Source organism: Corallococcus sp. M7, from assembly GCF_054512695.1.
The window spans coordinates 7,343,320-7,361,810 of the sequence record NZ_CM137252.1 but is presented as its reverse complement, the minus strand read 5'-3'; the positions used below and the strand labels follow the sequence as shown (position 1 = coordinate 7,361,810).

The following is an 18,491-nucleotide window of genomic DNA, read 5'->3' as shown; positions in this document are numbered from 1 at the left end:
GGGAGGGGTCTGGATAATCGGGACAGGAATCACAGCCTCCAACGAGGAATCCCCGAATGAGCATCTCCGCGACCACGTCCCAGCGCACGAACTCTGTCTTCTCGAATCGTTCCCAGGCTGTGACGACGAGCTCGGTTCGCAACAGCTCGAACCCCAACGCCATCCTGTCCCAGTACCAGCCCACGGGCGCCTCGGCGCGCACGGCGCGGCAGGACGGGCTGCAGCCGGGCGTGGCCGCGTCGACGAAGATGGCGCAGACGGACCTGGCGCGCCTGAAGCAGTACAAGGGCAACATCGAGGCGGCGGCGGCGAAGCACGGCCTGCCCCCCGCGCTGCTGGCGGCCATCGCGAGCCGTGAGTCGCGCGCGGGCGCGGCGCTGGATCGCACGGGCCACGGCGATGGCGGCAACGGCTTTGGCGTGATGCAGGTGGATCACCGCTACCACACGACCCGGGGCGGCCCCACCAGCGCCGAGCACATCGACCAGGCGGCGGGCATCCTCAAGGGCTACGTCAACGACATGAAGAAGGCGCACCCGGACTGGTCCGAGGCGCAGCAGCTTCGTGGCGCGGTGGCCGCGTACAACTCCGGCCCGGGCAACGTCCGCACCCAGGCGGGCATGGACGTGGGCACCACGGGCGGTGACTACTCCAACGACGTGTGGGCGCGCGCGCAGGCGCTGGCGCCGCACTTCGGCGGTGCCGCGACGCCCGGCGCCACCAACACGAACACCAACACCCCCACGCGCCCGTCGCAGACCGCCGACACCTTCGAGCCCGCGAACACCCCGCAGCGGCCGGGGGCGAAGACGTGGACCCCCGCGCCCTCGATGGACCAGGTGAAGGTGCGTGGCAACAACCTGCGCGAGGGCATGCAGGGCCCGGCCGTGAAGCAGCTCCAGGAGATGCTGGGCGTCCCGGCGGACGGCAAGTTCGGCCCCGTGACGAAGAAGGCCGTGGAGGACTTCCAGCGGGCGAACGGCGTGCGCGCGGGCAACAACGCGGGCCAGGTCGGCCCCGACACGCTCAAGGCGCTGCAGGGCAGCCGCCCCGGCACCACCCAGGGCACGAACAACACGCAGGGCACGAACAACACCCAGGGCACGAACAACACCCAGGGCACGAACAACAACGGCGCGGTGCTGGGCAACGGCGTCCGCATCGACACCAACAACGCCACGCTGAAGAAGCTGGCCACGTCCCGCCTGAACAACGGCCAGACGGGCTACTGCGTGCGCACCACGCTGGACAACATGACCCGCCTGGGCATCCCGAACACGCCGGCGGCGACGGGCAACGACCCGAACAACCCCCGCGGCGGCATGGCGCAGATGCTGCGCAACGGCTGGGAGTCCATCCCGTTCCCGGGCGCGCAGCAGAAGGCCATCAAGAGCCCGTACGGCAACGCCACCGCGAACGTCGTGTCCGCGGACCAGTACCGCAAGCTCGTCGCGGACGGGAAGGTGCCGGACGGCGCCATCATCTTCCAGTCGCGCCACGGCTGGGACTACAGCGGCGGCTCCAAGGGCAACGACATGGGCATCGTGCGCAACGGCGGCAAGACGACCCACAACTACCAGGACATGAACTCCATCATCTATTCGGACTGCAAGGAGGTCGTCATCCTGGTCCCGAAGGGCGCCATCCAGCGCGACTGATGATGTCCTGATGAAGCGGGGAGGGGGCCGGGGCTGAAAAGCTTCAGGCCCCCTCTTTCGTCAGCAGCTCCGCGCCCAGCTTCTTGGCCGCGTCCAGGAACTCGTCGCCCAGCTTCGTGCCCCGCACGGCGCGCGACAGGGACAGCGCGCCGAACATGAGCGCGATGGCGGCCAGCGCCTTCTCCCGGCGCCGCGCCCCGGCCGGCAGCAGGTCCGCGTACGACTGGACGAACTCCTGCAGCTCCGCCTCCAGCGCGCCCCGGTAGGGCTCGCCCGCGCGTGACACCTCCGAGGTGATGCTGGGCAGCGGGCAGGTGGGCGTGACGCCGTCGCGGTGCTTGCGCGACAGGTAGCGCACCAGGACCTTGAGCGCGGGCGCTTCCGGCGCGTCCTCCTTCGCCTTCTGCAGGAGCGCGTTCCACGTCGTGCGAGCGGTGGCCCGGAGGGTCTCCGTGAACAGGTGCTCCTTCGAGTCGAAGTGACCGTAGAAGCCGCCCACGGTGAGCCCGGCCCCCTTCATCACGTCCATGATGGAGCTGGCCTGGATGCCCCGCTCCAGGAGCAGCGCGGCGGCGGACGCGAGGATGGCGTCATGCGACTTCTGCTTCTGCTCCGTCTTCTGGGTCATGATGGATGACGGCAGTAATCTTGCCGCCATCCTCCGTCAAGACGGCGCTCCCTCGCGCGCCTGCTACTTCTTCTTGCGCGAGCCGTCCTCGTGGAAGGCCTCGTCCTCCACGAGTCCGCCGTCCGGGTTCCAGCGCTTGCGCGTGGTGACGCGGTCCTTCGTCCACTGCGAGTCCTCGATGAGGGTGCCGTTCTCCGCCCACACCTGGCGCCGGCCTTCCGCCTTGCCCTTCACGTACTGCTCGCGGCGCTCCGTGCCGCCGTCCGGGAAGAAGGCCTCCGTCACGCCGTCGGGGTCGAAGCCGTTGTGGAAGTCCCCCCTGATGAGATTGCGCCGCTCGCGCAGCGAGCCGTCGTCCTCGAAGAAGGACTCCACCGCGCGGTCTCCGGTCACCACGAGCTCGTGCTTGCGCTCGCCGTTCTGGAAGTACTCCACGCGCTTCACCTGCTGGCGGTTCTTCCAGGTGACGACCTGCTTCTTGCCGCCGTCGTTGAAGAACTCCGTCTCGTCGCCCTCCCGCTCGCCCTTGGCCCAGGTCGTGGAGGTGAGGGCCTTCCCGTTGGAGTACCGCGTGCTCACGCCGTCGAGCACGCCCGCGGCGTACGCGTGGGTCGCGGTGCGCTGCCCGTCCTTGTCGAAGAGCTCCGTGACGCCTTCGCGCCGTCCGTCCTTCAGCTGGATGACGGCTCGCTTCTGGCCGTTCGGATGGAAGAACACCAGCGGGGAGGGCCCCTTCCAGACACAGTCCTTCAGGCCCGCCTCCCAGGATGACTGGAGGCCGCAGCCCGCCTTGGTCAGCCGCCCGGTCTCGTCGTAGTCCGCGTAGGTGCTCTTCGCGTCCTCCGGCTGCCGGTCCACGCGCCGGGACACCTTGCCGTTGGGGTGGTAGCGCTGCATCTCACCCTGCTCGTTGTCGTCCACGTAGTGGCTGGTCTCCACCAGCCGGCCGTCCTCGTAGCGCTTGAAGCCGCCGTGGCGCTTGCCGGCCTTGTACTCCTGCTCCACGGCGCGGCCGTCGGACCAGCGGCGCACCTCCCAGCCGTCCTGCTTGCCGTTCTTGAACGAGACGGTGTGCGTCTCCTTCTTCGTGTCCTCGTCCACGCAGCGCACCGTGCCGGTGAGGTTCGCGGTGGAGTTGCCGTTGTCCAGGTTGATGGGCTTGCCCTGGAACGAGCAGCGCTCGATGGCCCACGCGGGCGCGGAGAAGAGGGGCACGGACAAGAGGACGAGTCGCATCACGGACGGCGCGCGCATGGGTGGCTCACGAAAGGGAAGGACGGGTGCACCGTAGCCGCGAGCCCCCGGGTCCTGGAACGGCTTCCGGGCCCACACCCGCCATGGAGATGGCGAGGGGACCGGAGGAAAGACCGCGAGGTGGGGAAGCGGCTTTTTCAGCGCGTGGCGACGGGCTGCGTCTCCGGCTTCGGCTCCAGGGTGGCCTTGGCGGCGTCGATGGCGGCCTGGATGTCCAGCTTGCCGCCGGTGATGACCTTGCCCTTGAGGTCCGGGTCCTGCTCCACCGTCTTGAGGATGAGGTCGCGCACCTGCACGGCCGTCAGGTCCGGGTTCTCCGCGAACATGCGCGCGGCGGTGGCGGCCACGGTGGGGGTGGCCATGGAGGTGCCGCTCATCTCCTCCCAGTCGTTGCCGGGCACGGTGCTGAGCACGTCCTCGCCCACGGCGGCCAGGTCCACCACCTTGTCGCCGTGCGACGAGAAGCGGGCCAGCTTGTCGTTGTTGCGGTCCATGGACGCCACGGTGAGGACGTTGGGCAGGTCCACGTTGGCGGGCATGTCCGGCACGTTGTTCATGTTGCTGCCGTTGCCGTTGGCCGTGGCCGCGAGCAGCAGGATGTCCGCGTCCGCCAGCTTCTGGATGGCGGCCTCCCAGCGCTTCTGGGACGCGGCGTCGCGGTAGGAGTCACCGAAGCTCGCGTTGGCGGCGCGGATGTTCACGCCGTGCTCGGTCTTCATCTTCACCAGGTAGTCCACCGAGCGCTCGAAGTTGGTGAGCAGGTCCGCGCCGTCGTACAGGCCGCCCACGCTGAGAATCTTCGCCTTGCCCGCGGCGATGCCGGTGTTGCCCTCGCCGTTGTCCTCGGCCGCGATGATGCCCGCCACGTGCGTGCCGTGGTCCGTGCCCTCGCCCTTGAACGGGTCGCCCTTGCCGGTGCCCACGTTGAAGCCGTGGATGTCGTCCGCGATGCCGTTGTTGTCGTTGTCGATGCCGTCCCCCGCCACTTCACCGGAGTTCGTCCACATCGCGTCGTCCAGGTCCGTGTGCTTGTAGTCCACGCCGCCGTCGATGACCGCGATGACCGGCTCACCCGTCAGCTTGGGCTTGGGCTGAGACGGATCCACCGGCTTCGTGTCGGCGATCTTGTTCGCGCCCGGCTTCACCGCGACGTTGCCGCCGCCGAAGGCGAAGGCCGTCGCCGGCACGCTGGCGCCCGGGGGCGTGGGACGGCCCGTCGGGCGGTCCACGAAGTTGGAGGGACGCGCACCCTGGGAGTCGAAACCGTCACGCACCGTCAGGGGCTTCGCCTTGGGCGCCTGGACGCGCGAGGTGGCCGTGTTGGCGGTGGGGGCGATGGAGGCGGGCGACTTGCTCTTGATTTCCATGGGTGTTCCTCCGGGGGGGATGAGGAGCGGCCTACTGACTCCTACATTGTCGCATCGCGGTATTTTAAGTTTCGTCCCCAATGGTTTTTCCGCGGGGCGAGGCCGTTAGGAGAGGTCCATTTCCACGGAGGACGCATGAGCCAGGAACAGTGGACCCAGGTCGACCGCTACATCACCGACCACATGGTGGCGCCGGACGCCGCGCTGGAGGCGGCCCTGGAGGCGAGCGCGAAGGCGGGGCTGCCCGCCATCAACGTGGCGCCGAACCAGGGCAAGCTGCTGATGCTGCTGGCCCGGATGCACGGGGCGAAGCGCATCCTGGAGGTGGGCACCCTGGGCGGCTACAGCACGCTGTGGCTGGCGCGGGCGCTGCCGCCGGAAGGGCGCATCATCACGCTGGAGGCGGTGCCGAAGCACGCGGAGGTGGCCCGGGAGAACATCGCCCGCGCGGGCCTGTCCGGCGTGGTGGAGGTGCGGCTGGGCAACGCGGTGGACACGCTCGCCCAGCTGGAGAAGGAGGGCCAGGCGCCGTTCGACCTGACCTTCATCGACGCGGACAAGGTGCGCACGGCGGAGTACTTCGCGTGGGCGCTCAAGCTGTCGCGCCAGGGCAGCGTCATCCTCACGGACAACGTCGTGCGCAAGGGCGGCATCGTGGACGCGGACAGCACGGACGCGAACATCCAGGGCATGCGCCGCTTCTACGAGGCCGTGGCCGCGGAGCCCCGGGTGAGCGCCACCGCCGTGCAGACGGTGGGCAGCAAGGGCTACGACGGCTTCTCGCTCGCGCTCGTCACGGGGTAGCGCCGAACATGGGCGCGTCGCAGAGCGCCTTCACCGTGCGCCGCAGCCAGACGTGAGCGGGGTCCCGGTCGAAGCGGGGATGCCACGCCTGCGCCACGGTGACGCGGGGCAGGGGCAGCGGCACGGGGCGCGCCTTGACGGGCATCAGCCGGGCCGCCGCGCGCGCGAAGGCGCCGTTCACCGTCGTGACGGCGTCCGTCCCCGCGACGAGCGCCGCCGCGGCGAGCATGTTGGGCACCACCGCCGTCACCCGGCGCGAATGGCCGTGCTGCTCCAGCACGTCGTCCAGCGGCGTGCGCAGCTTCCCCCTCCGCGAGACGCCAATGTGCTCGGCGCGGGCGAAGCGCTCCAGCGTCAGCCGTCCCCGGGCGAGCGGTGACGCACGGCCCACGAGGCACATGAAGGACTCCTCGCCCAGCCGCTGCACGCGGATCTCCGGCCCCAGCGCACCCTGCACGCCGATGTCCAGGTCCACCTCGCCGTCGCGCAGGGACTCCACGTCCTCCAGCCCCTCCGCCACGAAGCGCAGCGTCAGGCCGGGCGCCTCGGCGCGCGCCCGCTGGTGGAGCGCGGTGCCCAGCAGGGGAATGACGCCGTCGTTCACCCGCAGCGTCAGCGTGCGCGTCAGTTGCTCCGGCGCGGTGGGCGTGCCGGGCGCGAGCAGCGCGGTGGCGTCCCGCACCACGGCGCGCACCTGCTCCTGGAGCGCCAGGGCCCGGGGCGTGGGGACCAGGCCGCGCCCCGCGCGCACCAGAACCGGGTCTCCCAGCGCGGTCCGGATGCGGGTGAGCGTGCGGCTCATGGCCGGCGCGCTCAGACCCAGCCGGTCCGCGGCGCGCGCCACGCTGCCCTCGCGCAGGAGGGCGTCGAGCGCCACCAGCAGGTTCAGGTCCAGGTCCGCCATTCGGCCATCCTATCCGTGGGCCGTTACGCGGCGCGCACGGCGAAGAGGCAGTCGTCGTCCTCCCAGGGCAGGGGGATGGTGACGTAGCCGTGCTCCGGCCGCGACAGGTGCGCCGCGAACTCCGGGCTCATCTTCACGTTGTCCGCGACCAGGATGGCGCCGGGCCCGAGCTTCGGCTCCAGCAGCCGCAGGAGGGGCAGGTAGAGCGGCTTCGCGCCGTCGAGGAGCACCAGGTCGATGCCGTCCGGCACGTCCGCGCGCAGCGTCTCCAGCGCGTCGCCCACGCGGAACTCCACCAGGTCCACGAGCCCCGCCTGGGTGAGGTGCTCCTTCGCCCGGTGGACCTTGGAGGCCTCGTACTCCGTGGTGATGAGCTTGCCGCCGCCGTTGTCCCGCAGCGCCGCCGCCAGGTGCACCGTGGAGATGCCGAAGGACGTGCCGAACTCCACCACCGTGCGGGCACGCCGCGCGCGGGTGAGCGCGTAGAGCAGGCGGCCCAGCTCCTCCGAGACCGGCAGGTAGGCCTCCGCGACGCTGGCGTAGAAGGCGCGCGGGTCGCGGTCCAGCCGGGCCCTGCGTTCTTCCGCGGGAAGGGCGCTGAAGGGCGCGAGCACGGCGGCGTCCGTCTTGCGCGCGTCCGCGAAGAGGTGGGTGAGCAGCGAGGCGACAGGGGGCGAATGAAGGGTCGTGGTCATGCCCCCACCGTGCGCCCACGCTGCTTCCGGCACCAGTGCACCGGACGCACGGCCTTCGTGCGCCCGGTGCAGGTGGAGCGGGACTACCAGACCTTCACGCGCTGCTCCGGCGTCAGGTACAGGCCCTGGCCCGGCTTCACGCCGAACGCCGGGTACCACGCGTCCAGGTTGCGCACGGTGGCCGCGCGGAACATGCCGGGCGAGTGGCCATCCGTCACGAGCAGCCGGCGCAGCAGCGGCTCGCGGAACTTGTTGCGCCACACCTGCGCGAAGCCCATGAAGAAGCGCTGCTCGCCCGTGAAGCCCTCCAGCGTGGCCGCGGGCTTGCCTTCCAGCGACATCACGTAGGCGTCATGGGCGATGGAGACGCCCGCCACGTCGGCGATGTTCTCACCCAGCGTCAGCTCGCCGTTCACGTTCATGTCCGGCAGGGGCTTGTACGCGTTGTACTGCGCGGCCAGCGCCTTGCCCGCGGCCTTGAACTGCTCCAGGTCCTTGGGCGTCCACCAGTTGGCCAGCTTGCCCTTCGCGTCGAACTGGGCGCCCACGTCGTCGAAGCTGTGGACGATTTCGTGCCCGATGACGGAGCCGATGCCGCCGTAGTTCACGGCCGGGTCCGCGTTCGGGTCGAAGAACGGAGGCTGGAGGATGGCGGCCGGGAAGATGATGGAGTTCTGCTGCGGCGAGTTGAGCGCGTTGACCTCCTGGGGCGTCATGAACCACTCCTTGCGGTCCACGGGCTTGCCCAGCTTGGCCAGGTTGCGCTGGTGCTCGAAGAGCTCCGCGCGCTCCGCGTTGCCGAAGGCGTCTCCCTTGACGATTTCCAGGCCGGAGTAGTCACGCCAGGTGTCCGGGTGGCCAATGCCCACCTGCACCGTGCCCAGCTTCTCCTTGGCGCGGGCCTTGGTCTCCGGGGACATCCACGCGAGCGCGTCGATGTGGCGGCCCAGCGCGGCCAGGATGTTGCGCACCATCTGGTCCGCCTCGGCCTTGGCGGCGGGCGGGAAGTGCTTCTCCACGTAGCGCTTGCCCACGGCCTCGCCCATGGCGAGGTTGGCGAAGTTCACGCCGCGCTTCCAGCGGTCGCTCAGCTGCTGCGCGCCGGAGAGCGTCTTCCCGCTGAAGTCGAAGCCCGCGTCCACGAAGGCCTTCGACAGGTACGGGGTGCCCTCCATGATGGCGTGGAAGGCCAGGTAGTCCTTCCACGTCTGGAGGGGCTCGCTGCCCACCAGCTTCGCGATGCCGGTGATGGCGGACGGCTGCCAGACGATGAAGTCCTTCTGGGACGCCAGGCCGGCGCTCGCGAAGTACGCGGCCCAGTCCATGCCCGGCGCCTTCTTCGCGAAGTCCGTCTGCTTCCAGGGGTTGTTCACCTTCTCCACGTCCTGCGTGTCCTGCGCGGACCAGTGGATCTGGGCGATCTTCATCTCCAGGCCGAAGATGGCGCGGGCCTTCGCCTCCGCGTCGGGGATGCCGGCGTTCTTCAGCTGGGCCGCGATGTGCTGCTGATACTTCTCACGCACCTCTTTGAAGCGCGGCGTGTCCTTCAGGTAGAAGTCGCGGTCCGGCAGGCCCAGGCCGCCCTGGAGGAGATAGGCGGCGTAGCGGCTGGGGTCGTTCAGGTCCTCCGCCACCCAGAGGCCCAGGAGGCGGCCCGTGGTGGCCTGCCCGGTGTTGAGCGGATCCACGTCGCTGCGCAGCGTGGTGCCCAGCAGCGCGGCCAGGCTCTTGCGGTTGGCGACGGCGGCGATGCGGTCCAGCTCCGGCTTGAGCGGCGTGGCCCCCTTCGCCTCGATGGCGGCCTCGTCCATGAAGCTGGCGTAGAAGTCACCCAGCTTGCGCTCCTCGCTGCCGGCCGGGGCGTCCGACTTGCCGGCGGCCTCCAGGATGTCGCGCGTCTGCTTCGTGGCGTCCTCGGTCAGGCGCGTGAACATGCCGAAGGAGGAGCGGTCCGGCGGAATCTCCGTGGAGTCCACCCACTTGCCGTTGACGTAGCGGTAGAAGTCGTCGCCGGGGGCGACGGAGGTGTCCATGCCCGGCGTGTCGACGCCGAAGCTCCCGAAGTGCGGCTTGGGGGCGGCGGGGGCGGCCGGAGCCGGGGTGGCGGCGGCCTGGGCCGGCGGCGGGGACTTCTCCGCGGGCGAGGTGGAGGCGCACGCGGTGATGAGCGCGGACGCGCAGACGCCGAGCGTCATGCGCGCGGCGCCAAACGGCGGTCTGGAACGGAACGACATGGAGGCTCCTGGATGTGCCCGTTACGGGGTGGCGCACTCTGGCGCACGCGGGCGTGTCACCAACAGCGCAAACGGCGGTTTCATCCCAGCCATTGCGTTCCAGGCGCGCGGTCCCGGATTTGAACCCTGGGACGATGGCGCGATGCGGTGCCCTACGGGTACCGCGCTCCAACGACGCCGCCCCGGGGCGTGACGTCCTCGCGGCCCGCGCGGATGAGCGCGCCGCCCGAAAGCAGCAGGGCCAGACCGAAGAGGAGGAAGCCCACGTCCCACGCGGTCTGGGACGGGCCGGTGCGCACGTGGTGCACGCCGAGGAACTGGTGGTCGATGAGTCCTTCGACGACGTTGAAGAGGCCCCAGCCGCCCAGCAGGCACCCCGCGAAGGTGCGCGAGGACCACGGCACGTCCGTGCGGAGGCCCGCGCGCCAGAGCAGCACCAGGCCGCTGAAGGTCATGAGCCAGGTGAAGGCGTGGAAGAGGCCATCCCAGAACATGTTCACCTTGGCGTTCACCAGCGTGTCCGGCGGCAGGTGGCTGGAGAGCATGTTGTGCCATTGCAGGAGCTGGTGCAGGAGGATGCCGTCGACGAAGCCGCCCAGGCCCACGCCCAGCATCACGCCCGCGGAGAGCAGCGGCCCCCGGTTCATCGCTCACGTCCCAGGCGGTGCAGCGGCGCCACGATGCACAGGATGACGCCGAAGGGCAGCAGGGTGATGGCCAGCCGGCCCCAGAAATGTTCGTTGAAGATGCCCGACTCCACCGCCGGCCGGCATGTCTCACAGGCGAACAACGTGAGCGCGTTGAAACCTTGCATGCGATGCTCCAGGGCCTGGCTCCGGTAGGGGTTCGAGCCATTCGAGGGACGTATGACTCCCACCGCGTTTCGTCCTGCGTACACAGTCCAGACCGCGCGCGCCGTGCTCCGTTGCTGGTCTCCGGCCGATGCTCCGCTGGCGCTGCATGCCATCGAATCCAACCTCGAACACCTGCGTCCATGGATGGAGTGGGCCAAGCGCTATCCAATGAACGTCACACAGCAGGCCGGGCAGCTTCGCCGGATGCGCGGGATGTTCGACCTGGGACAGGACTTCGCCTACGGCGTGTTCAGCCGCGACGGCTCGGAGGTCCTCGGGGGAACGGGCCTGCATCCCCGGGTGGGCGAGGGTGCCCTGGAGATCGGCTACTGGATTTCAGAGCGTCACACGGGCCGGGGGCTGGCGACGGAGATCGCCGGGGCGCTCACCCGCGTCGCCTTCGAGGTGGAGGGCGTGCGCCGGGTGGAGATCCATTGCGACCCCCGTAACGTCCGCAGCGCGGCGGTCGCCCGGAGGCTGGGTTTCGTTCACGAAGGCACGTTGAGACAGCGGCTCGTCGCACCCGACGGTGCACTCCGGGACACGATGCTCTGGACCCTGCTCGCCGGGGAGTACCCCGCCAGTCCCGCCGCCGCGACCGTCATCGAGGCCTTCGACGTGCTGGGGCAGAAGCTGTTTTGAGATAACAAACATCGCGTTTGGTTTGGGATCCTGCTTATCCCGGCCTGTGTATTGACTCGGGAATCAGCGGCTCTCATATTGGCGGCGCGTCAATTACCCGCCGCCCCCGAGGTGTCTCGATGACGTTGAAATTGCCCGTGGTCTTGTTGTTCCTGCTGCTGCCGTTCACGGGGCTGGCGCTGCCGACCACCGGCATCCGGTTCGTCGACATCCCCGGGAGCGACGGCACCGTCCTGAAGGCCAACTACATCGCGCCCACGACACCGGGGCCGCATCCGGCCGTGGTGTTCATCTCGAGCTGGGGGCTCAACGACCTGGAGTACCTGGCCCAGGCCAACGCGCTGGCGCAGAAGGGCTATGTGGCGCTGTCCTATACGCCGCGCGGCTTCTGGGCCTCTGGCGGTGGCATTGATACCGCCGGACCGGCGGACATCGCGGACACGTCGCGCGTCATTGATTGGATGCTCGCCAACACGACCGCGAACCCCTCGCGCATCGGGCTCGCCGGTGTCTCATATGGCGCGGGCATCTCGCTCATCGCCTCCGGCTTCGACTCGCGCGTGAAGGCGGTGGCGGCGCTCTCCGGCTGGTCGGACCTGGTGGCGTCGCTGTTCGGCGGAGAGACGCGGCGTCCGCAGGCGGTGGCGCTCCTGAACCTCGCGGCGACCCTGCTGGGCCGTCCCAGCCCGGAGCTGAGCACGACCATCAACGACTACTTCGCCAACCGGAACATCGAGTCCATCAAGGCCTGGGGCCGCGTGCGCTCGGCGGCCACGTACATCCAGCGCATCAACGCCAACAAGCCGGCCATCCTGATGGCCAATGCGTACGGCGACAGCCTCTTCCCGCCCAACCAGCTCGTGTCGTTCTACGGCCAGCTCGCGGGCCCCAAGCGGCTGGAGTTCGCGCCGGGTGACCACGCCGTCGTGGAGGCCACGGGCCTGTTGGGTTTGCCCAATGGCGTCTGGACCAGCGTGACGCGGTGGATGGACCAGTACGTCGCGGGCGTGGACACCGGCATCTCCCGCGAGGCGCCCGTGGTGCTGCGCACCTATGACGGCGACACGGAGGGCTATGCGTCCTGGGCCCAGGTGGCCACGGGCACGCAGCGCCTGGGGCTGGGCTCCATCCGCGTCCTGGATGGCACCGGCACCCTGGGTGGCACGCCGTCTTCCAGCGGCTCGCGCACCGTCTGGTCCGGCTTCGACACGAACGCCGACGCGGGCGTGGCGCTGCTCACCAACGGGCTCCAGGCATTGACGGGCATTCCGCCCGTGGTCTGGCTGCCGGGCGTCAACCGCCTCAACGCGGGCGTCTGGACGTCGTCCCTCACCACGAGCGGCATCGCCATCCGGGGCTCGGCCACGCTGCGCCTGCGCATCACGCCCTCCACCTCGTCGGGCACCGTGGTCGCGTACCTGTACGACCTGCTGGGCGACTACGGTGGGCTCATCACGCACGTGCCCCTCACGTGGAAGAACGCGACGCCGGGCGTGCCGCTGGACCTGGACCTGGCGTTCCCCGCCACCGCGTATGACGTCCCCGTGCTGCACCGGGTGGCGCTCGTCGTGGACACGGAAGACCCGCTCTACCTGGACGCCAACAGCACCGGCGCGACGCTGTCGCTCGGCGGGCCGTCCTGGTTGGACCTGCCCACGCGCTGAGGCTTCCGCGTGACGGGGACGGGAGGGTGCTTGTCTTCGCGCCCTCCGTCGTTCCAGCGGGCGGGCCCGGTGTGTTAACGCTCCCGGCGTCCATGGGAACCGCCGTCTCGGAACGCACCCGCGCCGTCCTGCTCGTCCTCGCTGGCGGCGTGCTGGCCCTGTTGCTGTCGCACCATCCCGCCATCCTGTCCGGGCTCCGCCTGGTGCAGGGCGACGAGGGCGACGTGCGCTTCAACCACTACGTCCTGGAGCACGGCTGGCGCTTCGTGACGGGCGACCCGGCGCACGCGCGCTTCTGGGACCCGCCGATGTTCCACCCCGAGCCCAACGTCGCCGCGTACTCCGACGTGCTCCTGGGCGTGGCGCCGTTCTACTGGGTGTGGCGCGCGCTGGGCCTGGGCGCGGACCTGTCATGGCAGGCGTGGTCGCTCACCATGGCGGCGCTCAACTACGCCGCGGCGGTGTGGCTCTTGCGGCGCGGGTTTGGCCTGCGCGTCCTTCCGGCGGTGGTGGGCGCGGTGCTCTTCACGGCCGGCGCGCCGCGCATCAACCAGCTCAACCACCCGCAGCTGGAAGGGCAGTTCTTCGCGCTCCTCGCCGTGGGCGCGGTCATCGCGCTGACGCGACCAGAGACGGATCGGCGGCGGGGGATTGCCTGGGCCGCGCTGCTGGTGGGCGCGTTCGTGGCGCAGCTCTACGCGGGCTTCTACTGGGGCTGGTTCCTCTTCTTCTTCCTGCTGCTGGCGTTCATCGCCGGGCTCGCCTTCCGCGACACGCGCGGCCCGCTGCTGACGGCGCTGCGCCGCCACCTCCCGGCGCTCGTGGGCTTCGGGGTCGTGGGGCTGGCGCTGCTCGCGCCGCTCGTCCTGCACTCGCGTCAGGCCATTGGCACGGTGGGGCTGCGCGCCTTCTCGGAAGTGTCGCCCATGGTGCCGCGCTTCTGGAGCTGGTTCTTCGTGGGCCAGGACAGCTGGCTGTACGGGTGGACGAACGGCTTCTCCAAGTTCCAGCGCATGCCCGTGGCGTGGGAGCACCGCCTGGGCTTCGGCTTCGTCACCCCGGTGCTGGCGGGCATCGGCCTGTGGCAGGCGCGCTCACGGCCCGCGGTGCGGCTGCTGCTCGTCGTGGCGGTGGCCACCGTGTTGCTCGCGTCGCGCTACACCGGTGGACACACGCCCTGGTGGTTCGTCTTCCACGGCGTGCCCGGCGCGGCGGCCATCCGGGCCCTGGCCCGCATCGGCATGTGGCTGCTGGTGCCCGCGGCCGTGGGGCTGGCCCTGTACCTCCAGCGGCAGTGGGAGTCCGGACGCGCGGCGCTGGCGGTGGGCCTGGGCGCGCTGTGCCTCCTGGAGCAGGGACTCGCGAGCCCCGCATATGACAGACACGAGGCCCGCGCGGACGTGGAGGCGGTGGCCGCGCGCATCGCACCGGGCTGCGCGAGCTTCTTCTACGCGCCGACGTCCGGTGAGGCCCAGGAGTGGAAGTACCAGCTGGATGCCGTGTGGGCGTCCGGCGAGCACGGCGTGCCCACGGTGAACGGCTACTCGGGCAACTACCCGCAGGGGTGGAAGCTCCAGGACAACCGCCGCTTCGACGCGGAGGCCTCGGCGCGAATCGACCGCGACCTGGAGGCCTGGATGCGCTCACGGAACCTGGCTCCCGGGAGCGTCTGCCGCATCGAGGTGCCCGCGCGGCGGTAGGCGCCGCCGCGCGGAAGCAGCCTTCAGGGCTACTTCGAGATGGTGGCGTAGTCGCCCTTGAGCGCGACGCCGGTGACGAAGCTGCCGGCGTGGCACTCGATCTCGGTGGCGCTCTTGGACTCCACCTTCTTGTAGTAGCTGACGATGTTGACCACCGCGTTGGCGCCGTTCTTCTTCGCGCCCTCCTGCAAAGCGATGAGCGCGGAGAGGGCGGCCCACTTGCAGGCGTAGTCGTCCGACTTGCCCACGCCGTTGGTCTTCTTGTTGGTGGTGTCGCTGCCCAGCGTCTTGAGCACCTTGGGCGTCTTCGCGCCGTCCAGGAAGAACTTCACCGAGCCGTCCAGCTTCTCCTTGGCCTCGGGCAGGGCCATCACGTCCGCCAGCTTCACCTTCGTCACGGTGTCGCGCGCCAGGGCGGGGCTCGCGGCGGTCAGGGCCAGCAACAGGAGGGCTTTCTTCATCGCGGTGTCTCCAGTCATCAAGGCCAGCGGCGGAAGATCAACGAGGTGTTGATGCCGCCGAAGGCGAAGTTGTTGCTCATCACCAGGTCCGTCTGCAAAGCACGTCCCTCACCCACGACATAGTCCAGCGGCGCGCACTTCGGATCCACGGAGTCCGCCGTCAGGTGCAGCGTGGGCGCGAACCAGTCCGAGCGCATCATCTGGATGGTCATCCACGCCTCCAGCGCGCCGCAGGCCCCCAGCGTGTGGCCCATGTAGCTCTTGAGGCTGGAGATGGCGACCTTCTCCCCGAAGACGGACTTCGTCGCCGCGCTCTCCGCCACGTCGCCCGTGTCCGTCGCCGTGCCGTGCGCGTTGACATAGGGGATGGCGGACGCCGGCACGCCCGCGTCCTCCAGCGCCAGCCGCATGGCCTCCGCCATGGTGTCCGCGTTGGGCTGCGTCACGTGGCGGCCGTCGCTGTTGGTGCCGTAGCCCAGGAGCTCCGCGTGGATGGTGGCGCCGCGCGCCTTCGCGTGCTCCAGCTCCTCCAGCACCAGCGTGCACGCGCCCTCGCCCAGCACCAGTCCGTCGCGCTCGGCGTGGAAGGGGCGGGGAGACTGGTGCGGCGCTTCGTTGTGCTTCGTGCTGGTGGCGAAGAGGGTGTCGAACACCGCCGCGCCCGTGGCGTCCAGCTCCTCCGCGCCGCCCGCGAGCATCGCCACCTGGCGGCCCAGCTTGATGGCTTCGTACGCGTAGCCGATGCCCTGGCTGCCGGAGGTGCACGCGCTGGAGGTGGTGATGATGCGCCCGGTGACGCCGAAGAAGACGCCGATGTTCACCGCCGCCGTATGGGACATCATCCGCAGGTACGTCGTCGCGGTGATGCCCTCCGTCGTCTTGTGGGTGATCATCTTCCCGAAGTCGCCCATGTTCTCCGGCGTCCCCGCGGAGGAGCCGTAGGCGATGCCCATCTTCCCGCTCTTCACCAGGGGGCTGCCCAACAGGCCCGCGTCCTGGAGCGCCAGCTCGCTGGCCCGCGTCGCCATCAGCGCCACGCGGCCCATGGTGCGCGTCGTCTTGCGCGAGTACGTGGACGGGGGCAACTCGAAGGGCAGGGCGGGCGCGCCCAGCCGCGTGTTCAGGCCTTCGTACTGCTTCCAGGGCTCCATCACCTGGACGGCGTTCTGGCGCGCGCGCAGCGACGCCTCGACCGTCTTCCAGTCATGGCCCAGGGGGCTCAGCGCACCGACTCCGGTGACCACTACGCGCCTCATCCGATCATCCCCCCGTTCACCGAAATCACCTGCCGCGTGATGTAGCCCGCTTCTTCCGCCATGAGGAAGCTCACCGCGGCGGCGACCTCCTCGGGTTTCCCCATCCGGCGGGCGGGAATGATCTTCAGCGCCTCCTCCAGCACCTCCGGAGGCACCATCTCCGTGTCGATGAGGCCGGGCGCCACGCAGTTGACGGTGATGTCGCGCTTGGCCAGCTCCACCGCCAGCGCCTTCGTCGCGCCGATGATGCCCGCCTTGGCGGCGCTGTAGTTCACCTGGCCCCGGTTGCCCATAAGCCCGGACACGGACGACAGCGTGACGATGCGGCCCGGCTTCCTGCGGCGCACCATGGGCATCGTGAGCGGGTTGAGCACGTTGTAGAAGGCGTCCAGGTTGGTGTGGATGACGCCGTCCCACTCCTCCGCCGTCATCGCGGGGAAGGCGTTGTCGCGAGCGATGCCCGCGTTGCACACCACGCCGTAGTAGCAGCCGTGGGCCTCCACGTCCGCGAGCAGCGCGGCTTGCGTGGCGGCGCGGTCCGACACGTCGAACTGGAGCACGCGCGACTCGCGGCCGGCCTCGCGCACCTGGGCGGCCACCGCGTCCGCCTCCTCGCGCTTGCTGCGGCAGTGCACCACGACGTCGTAGCCGTCGCGGGCCAGGCGCAGCGCGATGGCGCGGCCGATGCCCCGGCTGGAGCCCGTCACCAGCACCGTCTTGTCACCCATCTGTGTTGCCCCTTCCCAGGTCCTGCCCCGGCTGCGGCTCGTAGACCGTCAGCGCCGCCGTGGCCACCTGCTCCGTCCCGATGCGCAAGGTGCAGTCGAACTGGCCCAGCCCGTTGTCCGCGGAGAACTGGCGGTGGACCTCGATGCGCAGGGTCTCGCCCAGCTTGAAGGTGGGGCGGCTGCACTCGAACTTGCGGGTGCCCAGGAGGAAGCCCACCCGGGGCGTGCCGCCGCGCTTGCGCGCATGCCACCCGGCCCACGCGGCCACGGCCTGCGCCATGTACTCGATGCCCACCCAGCCGCCCACGACGCCGTCCGCGTAGAAGAGGCTGTCCTCGCGCACGGTGACCTCCGCGAGCAGCGAGTCCGCGTCGCCCTCCAGGACGCGGTCGAGCAGCCGCATGCGGCCCTCATGGGGCACCAGCTCCTCGACGGGCTGATCAATCACGATGCGCATCATGCGCGCTCCAGCACGAGGGCGGCGTTGCTGCCCCCGAAGGCGAACGAATTGCTCAGCACGCTCTTCACCGGGCGCCCCAGCGCTTCCCCTGGCTTCACCAGCGACAGCGCGGGCAGCGTCGAGTCCACGGCGCCGTCCCAGAAGTGCCCGGGCAGCTTCCCTTCAGGGTTGTCCACCAGCGTGAGGTACGCGAAGGCCGCCTCCAGCGCGCCCGCGGCCCCCAGCGTGTGGCCGGTGAGCGGCTTGGTGGAGCTGGCCTTCACGTCCGGCCCCAAGAGCGTGTGCACCGCGCGGCTCTCCATGGCGTCGTTCTGCGGCGTGGCGGTGCCGTGCAGGTTCACGTAGTCCACCTGCCCTGGCGCAAGCCCCGCGCGCTTCAGGGCCTCCTGGATGGCGGCCATGGCGCCCTTGCCGCCGGGCTCCGGCGCGGAGATGTGGTGCGCGTCGGAAGACTCGCCCCAGCCGGACAGGCGCACCGGCCCCGGCTCGCGCGTCATCAGGAACAGCGCCGCCGCCTCGCCGATGTTGATGCCGTGGCGGTGGGCGCTCATCGGGTTGCAGCGCTCCTCGCTCACGGAGTCCAGCGAGCGGAAGCCCGCCACGGTGAAGCCGCACAGCGAATCCACGCCGCCCGTCAGCACCGCGTCCACGGCGCCCACGCGCAGCATCCGCGCCGCGCTGGCCAGGGCCTTGGCGCTGGAGGAGCACGCGGTGGAGATGACGTAGGCGGGGCCGCGGGTGCCCAGCACGTGCGCGAGCGCCAGCGCGGGGGAGCCCAGCTCCTGCTGCTGTAGATGGAAGCGGGAGGGCAGCTCGCCCGTGGCCACGTGGCCGGCGATGGCGGCCTCTCCCTCACCGACGCCAGACGTGCTGGTGCCCAGCACCACCGCCACGCGCGCGGGGCCGAACCGGGCGATGGCGGCGTCAATCTCGGGGCGCACCTGCTCCAGCGCGGTGAGCAGGAGCGCGTTGTTGCGGCTGTGCTGCGAAGGGGGAAGGGCGTCCTGCGCCGCGAGCGGAGCGGTGACGACGCCCAGGTGCAGCGGACGGTCCGCGTACCCGGCATGCGAAGCGACGCCGGAGACGGTGTCCGCGAACAGCGCCCGGGCCACCTCCTGCTTCCCGGAGCCCAACGCGCAGACGAGGCCCAACTGGTTGAGGAAGACAGGAGGAGGCATGGGA

The 18,491-nt window shown here is 70.2% G+C and carries 18 protein-coding genes; 5 read left to right on the top strand and 13 right to left on the bottom strand.

What is annotated here, in order from left to right; all coding sequences use genetic code 11:
• The first annotated feature begins 56 nt into the window (after nucleotides 1-56).
• Nucleotides 57-1,658: a peptidoglycan-binding protein gene (locus ACX114_RS29355; protein WP_459289945.1), complete on the top strand. Its 1,602-nt coding sequence runs from the start codon at nucleotides 57-59 to the stop codon at nucleotides 1,656-1,658.
• 43 nt (nucleotides 1,659-1,701) lie between these two features.
• Here the strand turns inward: ACX114_RS29355 and ACX114_RS29350 are convergent, their stop codons facing one another.
• The 3 genes from ACX114_RS29350 to ACX114_RS29340 form a co-directional block, all read right to left on the bottom strand.
• A complete protein-coding gene (locus ACX114_RS29350; RefSeq protein ID WP_459289943.1) occupies nucleotides 1,702-2,286 on the bottom strand; it encodes a TetR/AcrR family transcriptional regulator in 585 nt (194 codons plus the stop codon).
• A 63-nt stretch (nucleotides 2,287-2,349) separates the two neighbouring features.
• Nucleotides 2,350-3,540 carry a toxin-antitoxin system YwqK family antitoxin gene (locus tag ACX114_RS29345; RefSeq protein ID WP_459289941.1) on the bottom strand — a complete coding sequence of 397 codons (1,191 nt, stop codon included), beginning with the start codon at nucleotides 3,538-3,540 and terminating at the stop codon, nucleotides 2,350-2,352.
• Between the two features lie 137 nt (nucleotides 3,541-3,677).
• Nucleotides 3,678-4,907, bottom strand: coding sequence for a S8 family serine peptidase (locus ACX114_RS29340; RefSeq protein ID WP_459289940.1), 1,230 nt, complete (start codon nucleotides 4,905-4,907; stop codon nucleotides 3,678-3,680).
• Between the two features lie 135 nt (nucleotides 4,908-5,042).
• Here ACX114_RS29340 and ACX114_RS29335 point away from each other — a divergent pair, with 135 nt between their 5' ends.
• The gene (locus ACX114_RS29335) at nucleotides 5,043-5,711 is read left to right on the top strand and encodes an O-methyltransferase (protein ID WP_459289938.1); all 669 of its coding nucleotides are present in this window, start codon (nucleotides 5,043-5,045) and stop codon (nucleotides 5,709-5,711) included.
• Here the strand turns inward: ACX114_RS29335 and ACX114_RS29330 are convergent.
• The 5 genes from ACX114_RS29330 to ACX114_RS29310 form a co-directional block, all read right to left on the bottom strand.
• Entirely contained in the window at nucleotides 5,701-6,615 is a 915-nt protein-coding gene (locus ACX114_RS29330; RefSeq protein WP_459289936.1) for a LysR family transcriptional regulator, read from the bottom strand. The two genes, ACX114_RS29335 and ACX114_RS29330, sit on opposite strands and share 11 nt — an antisense overlap.
• A gap of 23 nt (nucleotides 6,616-6,638) precedes the next feature.
• A complete protein-coding gene (locus ACX114_RS29325; RefSeq protein ID WP_459289934.1) occupies nucleotides 6,639-7,310 on the bottom strand; it encodes an O-methyltransferase in 672 nt (223 codons plus the stop codon).
• A gap of 83 nt (nucleotides 7,311-7,393) precedes the next feature.
• Nucleotides 7,394-9,544, bottom strand: coding sequence for a M13 family metallopeptidase (locus ACX114_RS29320; protein WP_459289932.1), 2,151 nt, complete (start codon nucleotides 9,542-9,544; stop codon nucleotides 7,394-7,396).
• A gap of 152 nt (nucleotides 9,545-9,696) precedes the next feature.
• On the bottom strand, nucleotides 9,697-10,191 hold the full coding sequence (locus ACX114_RS29315) for a DUF2243 domain-containing protein (protein ID WP_459289930.1): 495 nt from the start codon (nucleotides 10,189-10,191) through the stop codon (nucleotides 9,697-9,699).
• Nucleotides 10,188-10,358 carry a hypothetical protein gene (locus ACX114_RS29310; protein ID WP_459289928.1) on the bottom strand — a complete coding sequence of 57 codons (171 nt, stop codon included), beginning with the start codon at nucleotides 10,356-10,358 and terminating at the stop codon, nucleotides 10,188-10,190. Before ACX114_RS29310 ends, ACX114_RS29315 begins: the two co-directional genes overlap by 4 nt.
• A gap of 52 nt (nucleotides 10,359-10,410) precedes the next feature.
• Here ACX114_RS29310 and ACX114_RS29305 point away from each other — a divergent pair, with 52 nt between their 5' ends.
• The 3 genes from ACX114_RS29305 (at nucleotide 10,411) to ACX114_RS29295 (ending at nucleotide 14,404) form a co-directional block, all read left to right on the top strand.
• The gene (locus ACX114_RS29305; RefSeq protein ID WP_459289926.1) at nucleotides 10,411-11,040 is read left to right on the top strand and encodes a GNAT family N-acetyltransferase; all 630 of its coding nucleotides are present in this window, start codon (nucleotides 10,411-10,413) and stop codon (nucleotides 11,038-11,040) included.
• 137 nt (nucleotides 11,041-11,177) lie between these two features.
• Nucleotides 11,178-12,704 (top strand): CocE/NonD family hydrolase, encoded by a 1,527-nt coding sequence (locus tag ACX114_RS29300; protein WP_459289924.1) that lies wholly within the window; start codon nucleotides 11,178-11,180, stop codon nucleotides 12,702-12,704.
• Nucleotides 12,705-12,796: 92 nt separating this feature from the next.
• Nucleotides 12,797-14,404: a DUF2339 domain-containing protein gene (locus ACX114_RS29295; protein WP_459289922.1), complete on the top strand. Its 1,608-nt coding sequence runs from the start codon at nucleotides 12,797-12,799 to the stop codon at nucleotides 14,402-14,404.
• Between the two features lie 29 nt (nucleotides 14,405-14,433).
• Here the strand turns inward: ACX114_RS29295 and ACX114_RS29290 are convergent, their stop codons facing one another.
• From ACX114_RS29290 to ACX114_RS29270, 5 genes are read right to left on the bottom strand one after another with little or no spacing between them, the layout of a single operon-like run.
• A complete protein-coding gene (locus ACX114_RS29290; RefSeq protein WP_206790975.1) occupies nucleotides 14,434-14,865 on the bottom strand; it encodes an excinuclease ATPase subunit in 432 nt (143 codons plus the stop codon).
• 17 nt (nucleotides 14,866-14,882) lie between these two features.
• Entirely contained in the window at nucleotides 14,883-16,121 is a 1,239-nt protein-coding gene (locus ACX114_RS29285; protein ID WP_459289920.1) for a beta-ketoacyl-ACP synthase, read from the bottom strand.
• A complete protein-coding gene (fabG, locus tag ACX114_RS29280) occupies nucleotides 16,118-16,849 on the bottom strand; it encodes a 3-oxoacyl-ACP reductase FabG (RefSeq protein ID WP_459289918.1) in 732 nt (243 codons plus the stop codon). The genes ACX114_RS29285 and fabG overlap by 4 nt, the downstream gene beginning before the upstream one ends.
• Nucleotides 16,842-17,309 (bottom strand): ApeP family dehydratase, encoded by a 468-nt coding sequence (locus tag ACX114_RS29275; RefSeq protein WP_459289916.1) that lies wholly within the window; start codon nucleotides 17,307-17,309, stop codon nucleotides 16,842-16,844. The genes fabG and ACX114_RS29275 overlap by 8 nt, the downstream gene beginning before the upstream one ends.
• Nucleotides 17,306-18,487: a beta-ketoacyl-ACP synthase gene (locus ACX114_RS29270; protein ID WP_459289914.1), complete on the bottom strand. Its 1,182-nt coding sequence runs from the start codon at nucleotides 18,485-18,487 to the stop codon at nucleotides 17,306-17,308. Before ACX114_RS29270 ends, ACX114_RS29275 begins: the two co-directional genes overlap by 4 nt.
• Between the last annotated feature and the right edge of the window lie 4 nt (nucleotides 18,488-18,491).

What these genes read in the sequence shown, in the direction of transcription:
- ACX114_RS29355 (WP_459289945.1), top strand. Translation starts at nt 57, where the DNA reads ATGAGCATCTCCGCGACCACGTCCCAGCGCACGAACTCTGTCTTCTCG.
- ACX114_RS29350 (WP_459289943.1), bottom strand. Translation starts at nt 2,286, where the DNA reads ATGACCCAGAAGACGGAGCAGAAGCAGAAGTCGCATGACGCCATCCTC.
- ACX114_RS29345 (WP_459289941.1), bottom strand. Translation starts at nt 3,540, where the DNA reads ATGCGCGCGCCGTCCGTGATGCGACTCGTCCTCTTGTCCGTGCCCCTC.
- ACX114_RS29340 (WP_459289940.1), bottom strand. Translation starts at nt 4,907, where the DNA reads ATGGAAATCAAGAGCAAGTCGCCCGCCTCCATCGCCCCCACCGCCAAC.
- ACX114_RS29335 (WP_459289938.1), top strand. Translation starts at nt 5,043, where the DNA reads ATGAGCCAGGAACAGTGGACCCAGGTCGACCGCTACATCACCGACCAC.
- ACX114_RS29330 (WP_459289936.1), bottom strand. Translation starts at nt 6,615, where the DNA reads ATGGCGGACCTGGACCTGAACCTGCTGGTGGCGCTCGACGCCCTCCTG.
- ACX114_RS29325 (WP_459289934.1), bottom strand. Translation starts at nt 7,310, where the DNA reads ATGACCACGACCCTTCATTCGCCCCCTGTCGCCTCGCTGCTCACCCAC.
- ACX114_RS29320 (WP_459289932.1), bottom strand. Translation starts at nt 9,544, where the DNA reads ATGTCGTTCCGTTCCAGACCGCCGTTTGGCGCCGCGCGCATGACGCTC.
- ACX114_RS29315 (WP_459289930.1), bottom strand. Translation starts at nt 10,191, where the DNA reads ATGAACCGGGGGCCGCTGCTCTCCGCGGGCGTGATGCTGGGCGTGGGC.
- ACX114_RS29310 (WP_459289928.1), bottom strand. Translation starts at nt 10,358, where the DNA reads ATGCAAGGTTTCAACGCGCTCACGTTGTTCGCCTGTGAGACATGCCGG.
- ACX114_RS29305 (WP_459289926.1), top strand. Translation starts at nt 10,411, where the DNA reads ATGACTCCCACCGCGTTTCGTCCTGCGTACACAGTCCAGACCGCGCGC.
- ACX114_RS29295 (WP_459289922.1), top strand. Translation starts at nt 12,797, where the DNA reads ATGGGAACCGCCGTCTCGGAACGCACCCGCGCCGTCCTGCTCGTCCTC.
- ACX114_RS29290 (WP_206790975.1), bottom strand. Translation starts at nt 14,865, where the DNA reads ATGAAGAAAGCCCTCCTGTTGCTGGCCCTGACCGCCGCGAGCCCCGCC.
- ACX114_RS29285 (WP_459289920.1), bottom strand. Translation starts at nt 16,121, where the DNA reads ATGAGGCGCGTAGTGGTCACCGGAGTCGGTGCGCTGAGCCCCCTGGGC.
- fabG (WP_459289918.1), bottom strand. Translation starts at nt 16,849, where the DNA reads ATGGGTGACAAGACGGTGCTGGTGACGGGCTCCAGCCGGGGCATCGGC.
- ACX114_RS29275 (WP_459289916.1), bottom strand. Translation starts at nt 17,309, where the DNA reads ATGATGCGCATCGTGATTGATCAGCCCGTCGAGGAGCTGGTGCCCCAT.
- ACX114_RS29270 (WP_459289914.1), bottom strand. Translation starts at nt 18,487, where the DNA reads ATGCCTCCTCCTGTCTTCCTCAACCAGTTGGGCCTCGTCTGCGCGTTG.